We start from the raw sequence: 14,733 nt of genomic DNA, 5'->3' as shown, positions 1-14,733 counted from the left end.
GCATTGTCGAGATCGCCGACGGCGTGACCGAAGCCGAACTGCGCGCCGCGACAGAGGCGACAGTTCTGGGTTGACCCATTGCGGGTTCGATTTGCGGCGACTGATCCTTTTGCCGCCGGGGGGGATCAAACCGACCTGAGGCGGGCAGGGAATTCGCCTGATGTCAGGCGTGGATCGGCTGTGCCTGGCCTTTCCCATTCTCGAATGCGACCGTTTGCCTTCGGGCGCGATGACCGCCCAGAAACTGACGACCGGCCCTTGGCTGGAATGCGGGCAACTTCAGGGAAAGACGACCGTGCCGGAACCACCGCTCGAGGTCGTGATGGTTGATAGAGCGCCGGGATTGGAGGCCGCGCTCGTGGCGCGCTGGGGTGATGATCATCGCGATATGATCTATGCTGAAACGGCGGTCGGGGTGGAAAAGCGGCGCAAAGCCTTTCTGCGCGGGGCAATACTGTCTGGGTCTTGATCCTGCGGCGGAACTCTTCTTTCAGGCGCTCTGGGCATCTGGGCATCTGGGCATCTGGGCATCTGGCCAGATCCAGATGCGGAAGGCAGATGGCTGAGATGCCCTGTCACAGCCCATCGTGCCAATGACACATGACCTGGTCGCACAATCAGGAGCAATTCAACCCGCGCGGGAGTATTTAGGCCGAGAAGAATGGCAAAAACAGGATGATTTGCCCGTCGCAGGACGGGCGGACAGACAATCACCTCTGGCCTCAAAGACTGTCATAGGATACACTTTTCCTCAGACCCGGAGAACGGGCGGAACCTGAGGCAGTAATCGGCGGTAATCCATGACGGAAATGGTCTATGGCACGGTCCCCTTGCGGGATAGCGAACCTGTACTTCCACGGTGGTGGCGGACGATCGACAAATGGTCGATGTCCTGCATTCTTGTGCTGTTCGGCATCGGGATGCTTTTGGGGTTGGCGGCCTCTCCTCCTTTGGCCGCGAAAAACGGGCTGGACCCGTTCTATTACGTTCAGAGGCAGGCGTTTTTCGGCGGCATGGCCCTGATCGCGATGTTTTTCACCTCGATGATGGCGCCGGCGATAGTGCGCCGTCTTGGCGTGATCGGCTTTGCCTGCGCGTTTCTGGCGCTGGTCCTTTTGCCGGTTCTGGGTACTGATTTCGGCAAGGGTGCGATCCGCTGGTATTCGCTGGGGTTCGTTTCGGTTCAACCATCCGAGTTCCTGAAGCCGGTTTTTGTTATTATGGCCGCCTGGCTTATGGCTGCGGGGCAAGAAATCAACGGCCCTCCGGGGCGGCTTTATTCCTTTATCCTGACGATCATCATTGTTGCGTTTCTGGCGTTACAGCCGGATTTCGGACAGGCGAGCCTGGTGCTGTTTTCCTGGGGCGTCATGTATTTCGTCGCGGGCGCGCCGATCTTCCTATTGATCACGATTGCTGGCGGCGTCATTTTTGTCGGCACTTTGGCCTATGAGAATTCCGAGCACTTCGCGCGCCGGATCGACGGCTTTCTGACCGCCGACCTCGATCCGACGACACAGCTTGGCTATGCGACCAATGCGATCCGCGAAGGCGGGTTTTTCGGTGTCGGTGTCGGCGAGGGCGAGGTGAAGTGGTCATTGCCCGATGCCCATACCGATTTCATCATTGCGGTGGCCGCCGAGGAATACGGGCTGTTGCTGGTGCTTTGCATTATCGGGCTTTACGCGACGATCACCGTTCGGTCCATGTGGCTGTTGATGCGCGAACGTGATCCGTTCACGCGTCTGGCCGGCACCGGCCTTGCCTGCATCTTTGGCATTCAGGCGATGATCAATATGGGGGTTGCGGTGCGCCTGTTGCCCGCCAAGGGGATGACCCTGCCATTCGTCAGCTACGGTGGCTCCTCGCTGATTGCGGGCGGGGTGGCTGTTGGCATGTTGCTGGCCTTTACCCGGACGCGGCCGCAGGGCCAGATCGGGGATATCTTGCTGAAGCGGGGGCGATAGATATGGCCCGCCCCCCCCTTTTGATCATCGCCGCAGGTGGCACCGGCGGGCATATGTTCCCCGCACAGGCGCTGGCCGAGGCGATGTTGCGCAGGGGCTGGCGCGTCAGGCTATCTACCGATCCACGCGGTGCCCGATATGCCGGTGGCTTTCCCCATGTCGTTGAGATTGAAACCCTGTCCAGCGCCACGTTCGCGCGGGGCGGTCTGCTGTCAAAGGCCATCGCGCCGTTCCGCATTGCGGGTGGCATTCTGTCCGCAACGGTGCGGATGATGAAAGACAAACCTGCGATTGTCGTGGGTTTCGGCGGGTACCCGTCGATCCCTGCGGTCACGGCCGCCTGGATCTTGCGCCTGCCGCGCGTGCTGCACGAACAAAACGGTGTTCTGGGCCGGGTGAACCAGATTTTTGCAAAGCACGTCGATGTTGTCGCCTGCGGAACCTGGCCAACCGCATTGCCCGAGGGGGCAAAGGGTGTGCCGACGGGAAATCCTGTCCGCTCGACCGTGATGGACCGCGCGGCGGCGGGTTATATCGCGCCCGGCGACTATCCGATGAGCCTGGTGGTGATGGGCGGCAGTCAGGGCGCGCGCGTCCTGTCGGATGTCGTGCCCGCCGCTGTTGCGGCCTTGCCAGATCATATGCGGCGCAATCTGCGCGTGGCGCATCAGGCCCGCGAGGAGGATGTGGATCGCGTCAACGCCGCCTATGAGGCCGCCGGTATCACCGCCGAGGTGAAGACGTTCTTCAACGACATTCCGCGCCGCCTGTCAGAGGCGCAATTGGTGATCAGCCGGTCCGGCGCGTCGTCGGTCGCCGATATCAGCGTGATCGGGCGACCGTCGATCCTTGTGCCGTATGCGGCAGCGACTGCCGATCATCAGACCGCCAATGCGCGCGGGCTGGTCGAGGCGGGCGCTGCGATCCTGATCCCCGAGCGGATGCTGGAGCCGGTCGCGCTGGCCGAACAGATGGAATTGGTCCTGTCGAACCCGCAGGCCGCCGAGAAAATGGCCCAGGCGGCCTTGTCACAGGGGCGCCCCGATGCGACAGAGCGCCTTGTCGAAATTGTAGAGACGCGCGCCAAGCGAGGATAAGAAGACCATGAATTCCGCGACCAAACTTCCGACCCAACTTGGGGCAATCCATTTCGTCGGGATCGGCGGCATCGGCATGTCTGGCATCGCAGAGGTCTTGCTGAACCACGGCTATACGGTGCAGGGGTCCGATCAGAAGACATCGAAGATCACCGACCGTCTGGCTGATCTTGGCGCGACCGTGTTCGACGGCCAGCAGGCGGCGAACCTAGAGAACGCAGAGGTCGTCGTGATCTCTTCCGCGATCAAGACCGGCAACCCGGAGCTGGACGAGGCGCGCCGTCGGGGCCTGCCCGTGGTGCGGCGTGCTGAAATGCTGGCAGAGTTGATGCGCCTGAAGTCCAACATCGCCGTTGCGGGCACCCACGGCAAAACCACGACCACAACCATGGTTGCGACACTGCTGGATGCGGGGGGCATCGACCCGACCGTCGTGAACGGCGGCATCATCCATGCCTACGGGTCCAACGCGCGGATGGGGCAGGGCGAATGGATGGTCGTCGAGGCGGACGAGTCCGACGGCACATTCAACCGCTTGCCCGCCACCATCGCCATCGTCACCAACATCGACCCCGAGCATATGGAGCATTGGGGCACGTTCGATAACCTGCGCAAAGGCTTTCTGGATTTCGTGTCGAACATCCCGTTCTACGGGCTTGCCGTGTGCTGCACAGACCATCCGGAGGTTCAGGCGCTGGTCGGCAAGATCACCGACCGCCGTGTCGTGACCTTCGGGTTCAACGCGCAGGCCGACGTGCGGGCGGCGAACCTGCACTACAAGGCCGGCGTCGCGCATTTCGACATCTATTTGCGGGCCGAGGATAAAGTGATCGAGGGATGCAGCCTGCCGATGCCCGGCGATCACAATGTCTCGAATGCGTTGGCCGCAGTCGCTGTCGCCCGCCATCTGGGGATGAAACTGGACGAAATCCGCACCGCATTGGCCAACTTCGGTGGTGTGAACCGCCGGTTCACCAAGGTGGCAGAGGTCGGCGGCGTCACGATCATCGACGATTACGGCCACCACCCGGTCGAGATCGCCGCTGTGCTGAAAGCCGCGCGCCAATCGACCGAGGGGCGCGTGATTGCCGTGCACCAGCCGCACCGCTATTCGCGCCTGCATTCGCTGTTCGAGGATTTCTGCACCTGCTTCAACGATGCCGATGTCGTTGGCATCGCAGAAGTCTATGCCGCAGGCGAGGACCCGATCGAGGGCGCAAGCCGCGATGATCTTGTGGCGGGATTGATCCGGCACGGGCACCGTCATGTGCGCGCCGTGGTGGACGAGGCCGATCTGGCGCGTCTGGTGCGCGAACAGGCAAAGCCCGGTGATATGGTGGTCTGCCTTGGCGCCGGAACGATTTCCACCTGGGCCTACGCCTTGCCCGATTTGTTGAAGGGATGAGCGCGGCGCTGATCCTTGGGTGTATCTGGGCCGTGGCCTCTGCCATCGTGGCCATGTTGCCGATGCGGCATCAGTATGTGCCCGGTGTTGCCCTGCTGATCGCGGCGCCGGTTCTGCTTGTCTATATCGGATACCTGCATGGTGTCTGGGTGGCGTTTCTTGGTCTGGCCGCGTTTGCGTCGATGTTTCGTAATCCTTTGATGTATCTGTTCCGCCGTTCGCGCGGAGAAAGACCGGAGATCCCGAAATGACCCTGTCTCTGACCCTTGCCTGCATCTGGGCGGTTGCCGCAAACCTGATCGCGATGTTCCCCAGTCGCGACTTTCACTGGCGCGCGGCCTATGCCCTGATCGCGATCGGCGTGCCCTTGCTTGGGTATGTCACGCTGCAGAACGGTCCGATGGCGGGCTTGTTTGTCATGGTGGCGGGCGTGTCGATGTTGCGTTGGCCGATTGTGCATCTGGGGCGTTGGGCGCAGCGAATGGTCGGCAGACGAGGTTCACAGTGACCCTACCCGATGTGCGTGGCGTTCTTACCCCGAACCGCCCATTGGCGGACCTGACCTGGCTGCGCGTGGGCGGACCTGCCGATTGGCTGTTCCAGCCTGCCGACGTGGATGATCTTGCGCAGTTTCTTGCGGCTTTGTCCCCTGATATCAAGGTATTCCCGATGGGCGTCGGCAGCAACCTGATTGTGCGGGATGGCGGCATGCGTGCTGTGGTGATCCGCATGGGGCGCGGGTTTAACCAGATCGAAATCGACGGAACCCGTGTCACCGCCGGTGCGGCAGCGCTGGACGCCCATGTGGCCCGCAAGGCGGCAGAGGCGGGCATTGATCTGACCTTTCTGCGCACGATCCCGGGTGCTGTCGGTGGCGCGGTGCGGATGAACGCAGGGTGTTATGGCCGGTATACGGCGGATGTCTTTGTGTCGGCCAGGGCCGTGACGCGGGACGGGCGGATCGTTACGCTGACCGCAGCGGATTTGAACTTTCGCTACCGCCAGACCGACCTGCCCGAAGGCTGGGTCATCGTCGAGGCGACGTTGCAGGGGCAAAGCGGAGAGCCGGATGCGCTGGCCGCCCGCATGGCGGATCAGATTGCCAAACGCGACGCCAGCCAGCCGATGAAAGAGCGCAGCGCGGGGTCCACCTTTCGTAATCCCGCAGGGTTCAGCAGCACGGGCCGCGCCGATGATACCCATGACCTGAAGGCGTGGAAGGTGATCGACGACGCCGGAATGCGTGGTGCGACACGGGGCGGGGCGCAGATGTCGCCGATGCATTCCAACTTTTTGATCAACACGGGCGGGGCAACCGCAGATGATCTTGAAGGTTTGGGTGAAGAAGTGCGAAAAAGGGTTTTCCAAGTCAGCGGAATAACGCTAGACTGGGAAATTATGAGGGTCGGCGAAACGGCCCCTAAGTCAGGCAACTAAACAATAAAATAACGGACCGTCGTAAAGGTCCGAGAATGGCACGAGGCGGGTATGTCGAGCAGGACACCCATAAGCGTGGCGGTATTGATGGGCGGACCCTCGGCTGAACGCGAGGTGTCGCTGTCATCGGGGCGTGAATGCGCCGCCGCTTTGCGGGTTGCAGGATATGAGGTGACAGAGGTGGACGCAGGTCCGGACCTTTGCACGCGCCTGTCAGAGATCAAGCCGGATGTTGTTTTCAACGCGCTGCATGGCCGCTGGGGCGAAGATGGCTGTGTGCAGGGTCTGCTGGAATGGTTGCAGATCCCCTATACCCATTCGGGTGTGCTTGCCTCTGCTATGGCGATGGACAAACAAAAGACAAAGGACGTGTTCCGTGCCGCCGGTTTGCCGGTGGTCGACAGCATTCTGGCGCTGACCACGGATGTGCGTGCCGGTCATGTGATGGCCCCGCCCTATGTGGTGAAGCCGAACAACGAAGGGTCCAGCGTTGGCGTCTATATCGTGCATGACGGCGCGAACGCGCCGCCGCAACTATCGGCGGACATGCCCGATGTTGTGATGGTCGAAACCTATGCCGCGGGCAGGGAACTGACCTGCACCGTGATGGGGGATCGCGCCCTGACTGTGACCGATATCGTGACCGAGGGCTGGTATGATTATACCGCCAAATACAGCACCGGCGGGTCGCGCCATGTGGTGCCCGCCGATATCCCCGAACAGATTTTCGATGCCTGCAAGGACTATGCCCTGCGCGCCCATACCGCCCTTGGCTGTCGCGGCGTCAGCCGCACGGATTTCCGGTGGGACGCGGCGCGGGGGATCGACGGGTTGATCCTGTTGGAAACCAACACCCAGCCGGGCATGACCCCCACATCGTTAAGCCCCGAACAGGCGGCGCACGCTGGCATCGCCTTTCCCGATCTGTGCCGCTGGATGGTAGAGGACGCGTCATGCAACAGATGACCCCGCCGCGCCGCGATCCGGCCCCGAGCCGCACCGCCTATAAGATCCAGCGCCTTTGGCTGACCCCGTCGTTCCGTGCGCTGACGCGGGTGGGATTGCCGGTTTTTGCCGTCGCTCTGGGCGTCGGCGGTTATTTTGCCGACGCAACCCACCGCGAAGACCTTGGCAACAAAATAGCCGAGATCCGCCGCTCTATTCAGGAACGGCCTGAATTCATGGTCAAGGTGATGGCCATCGACGGGGTCAGCGAAGGCCTGTCCGAGGATATCCGCGAAATTGTATCGGTGGATTTCCCCGTGTCGTCCTTTGATCTGGACCTCGAACAGATGCGCCTGCAGATTCAGGAACTTGACGCCGTGGCAAGTGCCCGCATCCAGATCCGCACCGGAGGTGTGCTTCAGCTTGATGTGAGCGAGCGCCTTCCGGCGGTTCTGTGGCGCACCCGCGACGGGATCACGGCGCTGGACGAGACGGGGCATATCGTGGCGCCCGTTCTCAGCCGCACCGATTTTCCGAACCTGCCGCTGATCGCGGGCGAGGGTGCGGATCGGGCCGTGCCCGAGGCGCTTGCGATTTTGGCGGCGTCCAGCCCTTTGACCAGTCGCATGCGCGGCCTTGTCCGGATGGGCGAGCGGCGCTGGGATGTGGTTCTGGACCGCGACCAGCGCATCCTTCTACCCGAGAAAAACGCCGTTCCCGCGCTGGAGCGGGTGATCTTGCTGAACGAGGCGCAGGACATGCTGGCGCGTGATCTGGTCGCCGTGGACATGAGAAACGAAAACCGCCCCACCATCCGCCTCTCCGAGGCTGCGGTGGAGGAGGTGCGGACCATAAAAGCGACCGAGCTGGGAGTAGCAAGCCGATGACCGACCTTTACCAAACGCAGCGGGCGATGCGGAATATGCGTCAGGCGGCCATGCAGCGGGGCGTCATTGCCATTCTGGATGTGGGGACATCAAAGATCGCCTGCCTTGTGCTGCGGTTCGACGGGCCCGACAGGTTTCGTGATCAGGACGGGATCGGCTCTATGGCGGGGCAATCCACGTTCCGCGTCATTGGCGCCGCGACCACCCGGTCCCGGGGGGTTCGCTTTGGCGAAATCGACGCGATGCAGGAAACCGAACGGGCGATCCGCACTGCGGTGCAGGCGGCGCAGAAGATGGCCAATGTGCGGGTCGATCATGTGATCGCCTGTTTCGGCGGTGCGCGGCCCCGGTCCTATGGTCTGGCCGGTGCGATTGATTTGCAGGACAGCATTGTCAGCGAACAGGATGTGGCGCGGGTGTTGTCGGCGTGCGACGTGCCCGACATCGGTCCGGGCCGCGAGGTGCTGCACGCGCAGCCGGTGAACTTTGCGCTGGACCATCGGTCCGGTCTTGGCGATCCGCGCGGTCATGTGGGCAACCGGCTGGCCGCCGACATGCATCTTTTGACGGTCGAGACGACCGTGGTGCAGAACCTTCTGTATTGCATCAAACGCTGTGACCTCGAACTCGCGGGGCTTGCGTCATCGGCCTATGTGTCGGGCATTTCCAGCCTTGTCGAGGACGAGCAGGAACTGGGTGCCGCCTGCATCGACATGGGCGGCGGCGCGACGGGCCTGTCGATCTTCATCAAGAAACACATGATCTATGCCGATTGCGTCCGTCTGGGGGGCGATAACATAACCTCTGACATCTCGAAGGGGCTTCAGATTCCTTTGGCCACGGCAGAGCGGATCAAGACCTTTTACGGCGGCGTTGTGGCCACCGGAATGGACGACCGCGAGATGATAGAGATCGGTGGCGATACCGGCGACTGGGAGCGGGATCGCCGCACCGTCAGCCGCGCAGAGCTGATCGGCATCATGCGGCCAAGGGTCGAGGAAATTCTGGAAGAGGTCCGCGCACGTCTGGATGCGGCCGGTTTCGAGCATCTGCCAAGCCAGCAAATCGTGCTGACAGGCGGGTGCAGCCAGATCCCGGGCCTGGATGCTTTGGCGGGCAAGATCCTTGGCCAGCAGGTCCGGCTGGGGCGCCCGCTGCGTGTTCAGGGCTTGCCGCAGGCCGCGACCGGGGCGGCGTTTGCGTCCTCTGTCGGGCTTTGCCTGTTCGCGGCGCACCCGCAAGACGAGTGGTGGGACTTTGATATTCCTGCCGAACGCTACCCCGCGCGGTCGTTGAAGCGCGCCGTAAAATGGTTCAAAGATAACTGGTGATCACAAAATCTGGCATGTCAGGCGAAATACCGCTGATTTAGTCCAATTATCCGCTAGATTTTGTGCTCCAAAGGCGTTTTTTTGGTGACGTTACCTCTATATCCAGATATTATTAGGGGTGGATAGGCATATAACGGCTCAAAAAGGGCCAGCGTTCAGAACAGGCGGACATCACATGGCATTGAATTTCACGGTTACCGATCAGGACGACCTGAAGCCGCGCATTACGGTTTTCGGTGTCGGCGGCGCAGGCGGCAACGCGGTCAACAACATGATCGAAAAGGCGCTGGAGGGTGTGGAGTTCGTGGTCGCGAATACCGATGCTCAGGCGCTTCAGCAAAGCAAATCCGAAGCGCGTATCCAGATGGGTGTCAAAGCGACCGAAGGTCTGGGTGCCGGCGCGCGCCCCTCGGTTGGTGCTGCCGCTGCCGAAGAGACAATCGAGGATATCGTCGATCACCTTGCGGGCGCGCACATGTGCTTTATCACTGCCGGTATGGGCGGCGGAACCGGAACCGGCGCTGCCCCGATCATCGCGCAGGCGGCGCGTGAACTGGGGGTGCTGACGGTTGGCGTTGTGACCAAGCCGTTCCAGTTCGAAGGCGCCAAGCGGATGCGTCAGGCCGAAGAGGGCATCGAGGCCCTGCAAAAGGTCGTCGACACGCTGATCATCATTCCGAACCAGAACCTGTTCCGTCTGGCGAACGAGAAAACGACATTCACCGAGGCCTTTGCGATGGCCGATGACGTGCTGTATCAGGGCGTCAAAGGCGTGACAGACCTGATGGTGCGTCCCGGCCTGATCAACCTCGACTTTGCCGACGTTCGCGCGGTGATGGACGAGATGGGCAAGGCGATGATGGGCACCGGCGAGGCCGAAGGCGAGAATCGCGCCATTCAGGCCGCTGAAAAGGCAATCGCCAACCCGCTGCTGGATGAAATCAGCCTGCGCGGCGCGCGCGGCGTATTGATCAACATCACAGGTGGTTACGACCTGACATTGTTCGAACTAGACGAGGCCGCAAACCGCATCCGCGAGGAAGTAGACCCGGAGGCGAACATCATCGTCGGCTCCACGCTGGACACCAGCATGGACGGCAAGATGCGCGTTTCCGTTGTGGCCACCGGCATCGACGCAAGGGACGTTGTTGCAGATATGCCCGTTGCACGCCGCCGCATGGCAGAGCCGCTTCAGGCATTGCAGGTTGCCGAAACACCTGCACCCGCAGCGCCCCGCGCGCCGGTCCAGCAGCCTGTTGCCGCGGCCGCAGCGCCGGCCCCGCGCAGCCAAGAGCCATCGTTCTTCGAGGATCTGGATGCGCAAGCCGTCGCCGCACATGAACAGCACGAAGACCTGTTCGACGACGAGGATGCGGTTCCCGCCCCGGCTTACCGCCCGCAGCCCGCAGCCTTTGCACCGCAGCAAGATCGGTACAGCCAGCAGCCTACCGCAGATCAGTTCGTTGCCCCCAAGGCGCGTCCCGCTGGATCGCCTTCGCCCGAGGCGCTGGCCCGTCTGCAAGCCGCTGTGCAAAAGGCACCTGCGGCCCCGCAACAGCAGGCCCGTCCTGTCGCACAGCAGCCTCAGCCTCAGCATGCTGAAAAGCCACGCTTCGGGATCAACTCGTTGATCAACCGGATGACCGGCCACGCCGAGCAGCAAGAGCGCGTCGCAGCGCCCCAGCAGGCGCGTCAGCAACCGCAGGTTCGGAGCTATGAAGAAGAGCCAGAGATCGACCCGGAACAGGAACGCATCGAAATTCCCGCATTCCTGCGCCGTCAGGCAAATTAACCTTATTCACTTCACTATGAAAAAGGCCGGCTTTGCCCGGCCTTTTTTCATTTATAAACAATGGGATAATTCCATAAAGACACTGTTTTAGGCAGAAAACAGCCTGTTGGCTTCCGGCATGTTTCAATGCGTTACAAAGTTTGAGTTGAGATGTGCGGCCGCAGCATTTACCCACCAACATGTCAGAAGTGTTAACGCTGACGTAAATTTTTAGGTGCCGTTTGCAAACTACGCTCAAATCCCCTGTCAGCTTTATCGGGCGCGGTCTTCATTCCGGCAAGCCGGTCAGGATGACCCTGCGGCCTGCGTCGGCTGAATTCGGCATCTGGTTCCGCAGAACCGATGTCGAGGTGGGCGATGCGCTGATTTCGGCACGTTGGGATTCCGTTGTGCCATCGCGCCTTTGCACGTTGATCCGCAATTCCGTCGGCGTCGAGGTCTCTACGATCGAGCACATCATGGCGGCGATTGCGGGCTGCGGCCTGCACAATGTGCTGGTCGAGATCGACGGCCCAGAGGTTCCGATTCTTGACGGCAGCGCGGCAGAGTTCGTTGATGGAATCATGCAGCGTGGCCTGCAGGAGGTCGCAGCCCCGGTGCGGGCGATAGAAATCCTGAAATCGGTCGAAGTGCGTGATGGTGACGCGGTCGCCTGTCTGGAACCTGCCGATACTTTGCACATCGATTTCCACATCGACTTTGCCGATGCCGCGATCGGGCGTCAGGACAAGGCGTTGAATATGGCCAACGGTGCCTTCGTGCGCGAACTGTGTGACAGCCGGACATTCTGCCGCCAGCAGGATGTGGACGCGATGCGCGCGAACGGTCTTGCGCTGGGTGGCACGCTGGAAAATGCCGTGGTTGTTGATGGTGACACCATTCTCAGCCCCGGTGGCCTGCGCTACAAGGACGAGGCCGTGCGCCACAAGATGCTGGACGCGCTTGGTGATCTGGCCCTTGCCGGTGCCCCTATTCTGGGGCGTTATCAGGGACATCTGGCGGGTCATGCCCTGACCAATAAACTGCTTCACGCGCTTTTTGCACGTCCCGATGCCTATCGCATGGTAATCTGCGATGAACCGATGGCAGCGCGTCTTCCGGGTGTCGGCCTGCACCGCAGCGACATTCCGGCCTACGCATAACCCGTCAAAACATGTTCAAAGACGTTTTGCACCGGATTTTTCTGTGCTAGAGACTTATGAACACTGGCCAAAAACGGCTTGAATTGCACTTGATGGGGTAGCGCTAGATGGCACGCGGCAGGTCACTCGGAAATGTGGTCGGAATGCTGGCAACGGTTGCTTTTGTTGCAGCCTGCTCCGGGCAGGGTGGCAAGGACGCGCCGTTGGAAAGCTTTTCGGCGGAACAGATCTACAAGCGCGCAGAATTCGAGCTTGAGGGAAACAACGACGCAGGGAAGGCCGCCGAATATTTCGGCGAGGTCGAGCGGCTGTATCCCTATTCCGAATGGGCGAAACGCGCGTTGATCATGCAGGCGTTTTCCTTCCATCAGGACAAGGACTATGAAAACAGCCGCGCCTCGGCGCAGCGGTTCATTGATTTCTATCCGGCGGACGAAGATGCCGCCTATGCGCAGTATCTGCTGGCGCTGTCCTATTATGACCAGATCGACGAGGTTGGCCGCGATCAGGGCCTGACCTTCCAGGCGTTGCAGGCGCTGCGCACGGTGATCGAGCGGTATCCGAATACGCAATACGCCCGGTCCTCGGTGCTGAAGTTCGATCTGGCATTCGACCACCTTGCCTCGAAAGAGATGGAAATCGGCCGCTACTACCTGAAGCGCGGCCATTACACAGCGGCGATCAATCGCTTTCGCGTGGTTGTCGAACAATTCCAGACCACCAGCCACACGCCCGAGGCGCTGCACCGTCTTGTCGAGGCCTATCTTTCGCTTGGCCTGACCCAAGAGGCGCAAACAGCCGGCGCGATCCTTGGGTATAACTTCCGGTCCACCACCTGGTACGACGACAGCTACAAGCTGTTGACGGGGCGCGGACTAGAGCTTGAGGCGGCAGGCGACAGCTGGTTGCGCAAGGTTTACCGTCAGGTGATCAAGGGCGAATGGCTCTGATCTAAGAAGGGGCGGGGGCGAATGCTGCGCGGTCTCGAAATTCGGGATATGTTGATTATCGACCGGCTGGAGCTTCAGTTCCAGCCCGGTCTTAACGTGTTGACCGGTGAAACCGGTGCGGGAAAGTCCATTCTGCTCGACTCTCTGGGGTTTGTGCTGGGCTGGCGTGGCCGTGCCGAACTGGTGCGGCAGGGCGCCGAACAGGGCGAGGTGACAGCGACCTTCGATCTGGCGGAAGACCACGCCGCGCGCGCGGTTCTGACCGAGGCGGGTCTGCCTGCGGGTGATGAGTTGATCCTGCGCCGGGTGAATTTCCCGGATGGTCGCAAGACCGCCTATGTCAATGATCGCCGGTGCTCGGGTGACGTTTTGCGCGCCTTGTCGGATACTTTGGTTGAACTGCACGGCCAGCATGATGATCGCGGCTTGCTGAACCCACGCGGGCACAGGGTGTTGCTGGATGATTATGCGGGGCTTGGCGGGCAGATTGCCACGACCCGCAGCGCATGGCGGGCGTTGCAGGAGACGCGCAAGGCGCTTGCCAGGGCAGAGGCGGACCTGAACGCGATCCGTGCCGAAGAGGAATTCCTGCGCCATGCCGTGGGCGAGATGGACAAGCTGAACCCCGCACCGGGCGAAGAGGCCGAGCTGGATGCGCGTCGCCGGATGATGCAGGCGTCAGAGCGGATCGGAACCGATATCGCCAAGGCGTTTTCCGCCATGGGCAACACCGGCGCCGAGGGCCTGTTGGGCGATGCGTTGCGGTGGCTGGACGATGTGGCGGACAAGGCGGATGGCCGGTTGGACGCGCCGATTGCCGCCCTTGGCCGCGCGTTGGTCGAACTGGGCGAGGCGCAAAGCGGTGTCGAGGCCTGCATCGACGCGCTGGCCTTCAACCCGTCAGAGTTGGAAGAGGCTGAGGAACGCCTGTTCGCCATTCGCGCCCTTGCCCGCAAACACAATGTGCTGCCCGACGATCTGGGCACCTTTGCCGAGGAGCTGCGCGGCAAGCTGCTGGCGCTGGACCGCGGCGCGTCCGGGATCAACGATCTGCGGATCGCTGTATCGGGCGCAGAGGCCGATTATGACCGCGAGGCGGCGCATCTGACCCAGGCGCGGCAGGAGGCGGCGGGGCGGCTGGACGCGGCCATGGCGGCAGAACTGGCACCGTTGAAGATGGAACGGGCGGTCTTTGCAACCCTGGTGACCGAGGACAGCGCAGGCCCCGAAGGGCGCGACGCGGTGGCCTTCACCGTCGCCACCAACCCCGGTGCGCCATCCGGCCCGCTGAACAAGATTGCGTCGGGAGGAGAGCTGTCGCGGTTCCTGTTGGCGCTGAAGGTCTGCCTGACCTCTGGCACCTCGGGCCTGACGCTGATCTTCGACGAGATCGACCGCGGTGTCGGGGGAGCGACGGCGGATGCGGTGGGCCGGCGCCTGGCCGCATTGGCAGACGAGGCGCAGGTGCTCGTCGTTACGCACTCGCCGCAGGTCGCGGCCCTTGGCGGGCATCACTGGCGGGTTGAAAAACAGGTGATCGAGAACATGACCACCTCGACCGTCGTGTCCCTGAGTGCGGAAATGCGCGTGGACGAGATCGCGCGGATGCTATCTGGCGACACTGTCACCGACACCGCCCGTGCCGCCGCCCGAACGCTTTTGGCGGGGTAGGATTCGAGTATTTAAGGAACAAAGTATCGGATGGGCACCTCGATTTTTACGAGTTTTCAGCTCCACACCTCGGCGCTACCGGTTTGAAGGTGGCCGGAGACCACTGACT

The 14,733-nt window shown here is 61.8% G+C and carries 13 protein-coding genes and 1 pseudogene; all 14 read left to right on the top strand.

The window, feature by feature from the left end:
• Window positions 1–313: 313 nt before the first annotated feature.
• Window positions 314–566, top strand: a pseudogene (locus ACEN2R_RS19800) (hypothetical protein); the annotation flags it as partial.
• Between the two features lie 234 nt (window positions 567–800).
• Window positions 801–1,967: a putative lipid II flippase FtsW gene (gene ftsW / locus ACEN2R_RS19795; RefSeq protein ID WP_442044533.1), complete on the top strand. Its 1,167-nt coding sequence runs from the start codon at window positions 801–803 to the stop codon at window positions 1,965–1,967.
• A 2-nt stretch (window positions 1,968–1,969) separates the two neighbouring features.
• The gene (murG, locus tag ACEN2R_RS19790) at window positions 1,970–3,064 is read left to right on the top strand and encodes an undecaprenyldiphospho-muramoylpentapeptide beta-N-acetylglucosaminyltransferase (protein WP_442044531.1); all 1,095 of its coding nucleotides are present in this window, start codon (window positions 1,970–1,972) and stop codon (window positions 3,062–3,064) included.
• Between the two features lie 7 nt (window positions 3,065–3,071).
• Window positions 3,072–4,469, top strand: coding sequence for a UDP-N-acetylmuramate--L-alanine ligase (murC, locus tag ACEN2R_RS19785; RefSeq protein WP_442044529.1), 1,398 nt, complete (start codon window positions 3,072–3,074; stop codon window positions 4,467–4,469).
• Complete coding sequence (locus ACEN2R_RS19780; protein ID WP_442044528.1) at window positions 4,466–4,720, top strand: DUF2484 family protein; 255 nt, start codon at window positions 4,466–4,468, stop codon at window positions 4,718–4,720. The genes murC and ACEN2R_RS19780 overlap by 4 nt, the downstream gene beginning before the upstream one ends.
• Complete coding sequence (locus tag ACEN2R_RS19775; RefSeq protein WP_442044526.1) at window positions 4,717–4,977, top strand: DUF2484 family protein; 261 nt, start codon at window positions 4,717–4,719, stop codon at window positions 4,975–4,977. The genes ACEN2R_RS19780 and ACEN2R_RS19775 overlap by 4 nt, the downstream gene beginning before the upstream one ends.
• Window positions 4,974–5,906, top strand: coding sequence for a UDP-N-acetylmuramate dehydrogenase (gene murB / locus ACEN2R_RS19770; protein WP_442044525.1), 933 nt, complete (start codon window positions 4,974–4,976; stop codon window positions 5,904–5,906). The genes ACEN2R_RS19775 and murB overlap by 4 nt, the downstream gene beginning before the upstream one ends.
• 87 nt (window positions 5,907–5,993) lie before the next feature.
• Entirely contained in the window at window positions 5,994–6,872 is an 879-nt protein-coding gene (locus tag ACEN2R_RS19765) for a D-alanine--D-alanine ligase (RefSeq protein WP_442044523.1), read from the top strand.
• On the top strand, window positions 6,860–7,738 hold the full coding sequence (locus ACEN2R_RS19760) for a cell division protein FtsQ/DivIB (protein ID WP_442044522.1): 879 nt from the start codon (window positions 6,860–6,862) through the stop codon (window positions 7,736–7,738). Before ACEN2R_RS19765 ends, ACEN2R_RS19760 begins: the two co-directional genes overlap by 13 nt.
• The gene (gene ftsA, locus ACEN2R_RS19755) at window positions 7,735–9,069 is read left to right on the top strand and encodes a cell division protein FtsA (protein WP_442044521.1); all 1,335 of its coding nucleotides are present in this window, start codon (window positions 7,735–7,737) and stop codon (window positions 9,067–9,069) included. The genes ACEN2R_RS19760 and ftsA overlap by 4 nt, the downstream gene beginning before the upstream one ends.
• A gap of 175 nt (window positions 9,070–9,244) precedes the next feature.
• Complete coding sequence (ftsZ, locus tag ACEN2R_RS19750; RefSeq protein ID WP_442044519.1) at window positions 9,245–10,861, top strand: cell division protein FtsZ; 1,617 nt, start codon at window positions 9,245–9,247, stop codon at window positions 10,859–10,861.
• A 221-nt stretch (window positions 10,862–11,082) separates the two neighbouring features.
• The gene (gene lpxC, locus ACEN2R_RS19745; RefSeq protein ID WP_442044517.1) at window positions 11,083–12,003 is read left to right on the top strand and encodes a UDP-3-O-acyl-N-acetylglucosamine deacetylase; all 921 of its coding nucleotides are present in this window, start codon (window positions 11,083–11,085) and stop codon (window positions 12,001–12,003) included.
• 143 nt (window positions 12,004–12,146) lie between these two features.
• On the top strand, window positions 12,147–12,953 hold the full coding sequence (locus ACEN2R_RS19740) for an outer membrane protein assembly factor BamD (RefSeq protein ID WP_442044535.1): 807 nt from the start codon (window positions 12,147–12,149) through the stop codon (window positions 12,951–12,953).
• Window positions 12,954–12,974: 21 nt separating this feature from the next.
• On the top strand, window positions 12,975–14,624 hold the full coding sequence (recN, locus tag ACEN2R_RS19735; protein WP_442044516.1) for a DNA repair protein RecN: 1,650 nt from the start codon (window positions 12,975–12,977) through the stop codon (window positions 14,622–14,624).
• The last annotated feature ends 109 nt before the right edge of the window (window positions 14,625–14,733 follow it).

The sequence above is a fragment of the Pseudogemmobacter sp. W21_MBD1_M6 genome, assembly GCF_052119585.1.
In the GTDB taxonomy this organism is placed as follows: Bacteria; Pseudomonadota; Alphaproteobacteria; order Rhodobacterales; family Rhodobacteraceae; genus JBGQOJ01.
Note: the sequence above shows the minus strand (reverse complement) of the source record. Positions and strands in the feature narration are given on the sequence as shown.

Excerpts from the sequence above, each read along its gene's own strand:
- murC (WP_442044529.1), top strand. The coding sequence starts at position 3,072 with ATGAATTCCGCGACCAAACTTCCGACCCAACTTGGGGCAATCCATTTC.
- ftsW (WP_442044533.1), top strand. The coding sequence starts at position 801 with ATGACGGAAATGGTCTATGGCACGGTCCCCTTGCGGGATAGCGAACCT.
- ftsA (WP_442044521.1), top strand. The coding sequence starts at position 7,735 with ATGACCGACCTTTACCAAACGCAGCGGGCGATGCGGAATATGCGTCAG.
- recN (WP_442044516.1), top strand. The coding sequence starts at position 12,975 with ATGCTGCGCGGTCTCGAAATTCGGGATATGTTGATTATCGACCGGCTG.
- ACEN2R_RS19740 (WP_442044535.1), top strand. The coding sequence starts at position 12,147 with ATGCTGGCAACGGTTGCTTTTGTTGCAGCCTGCTCCGGGCAGGGTGGC.
- ACEN2R_RS19775 (WP_442044526.1), top strand. The coding sequence starts at position 4,717 with ATGACCCTGTCTCTGACCCTTGCCTGCATCTGGGCGGTTGCCGCAAAC.
- ACEN2R_RS19780 (WP_442044528.1), top strand. The coding sequence starts at position 4,466 with ATGAGCGCGGCGCTGATCCTTGGGTGTATCTGGGCCGTGGCCTCTGCC.
- murG (WP_442044531.1), top strand. The coding sequence starts at position 1,970 with ATGGCCCGCCCCCCCCTTTTGATCATCGCCGCAGGTGGCACCGGCGGG.
- ACEN2R_RS19765 (WP_442044523.1), top strand. The coding sequence starts at position 5,994 with ATGGGCGGACCCTCGGCTGAACGCGAGGTGTCGCTGTCATCGGGGCGT.
- ACEN2R_RS19760 (WP_442044522.1), top strand. The coding sequence starts at position 6,860 with ATGCAACAGATGACCCCGCCGCGCCGCGATCCGGCCCCGAGCCGCACC.
- ftsZ (WP_442044519.1), top strand. The coding sequence starts at position 9,245 with ATGGCATTGAATTTCACGGTTACCGATCAGGACGACCTGAAGCCGCGC.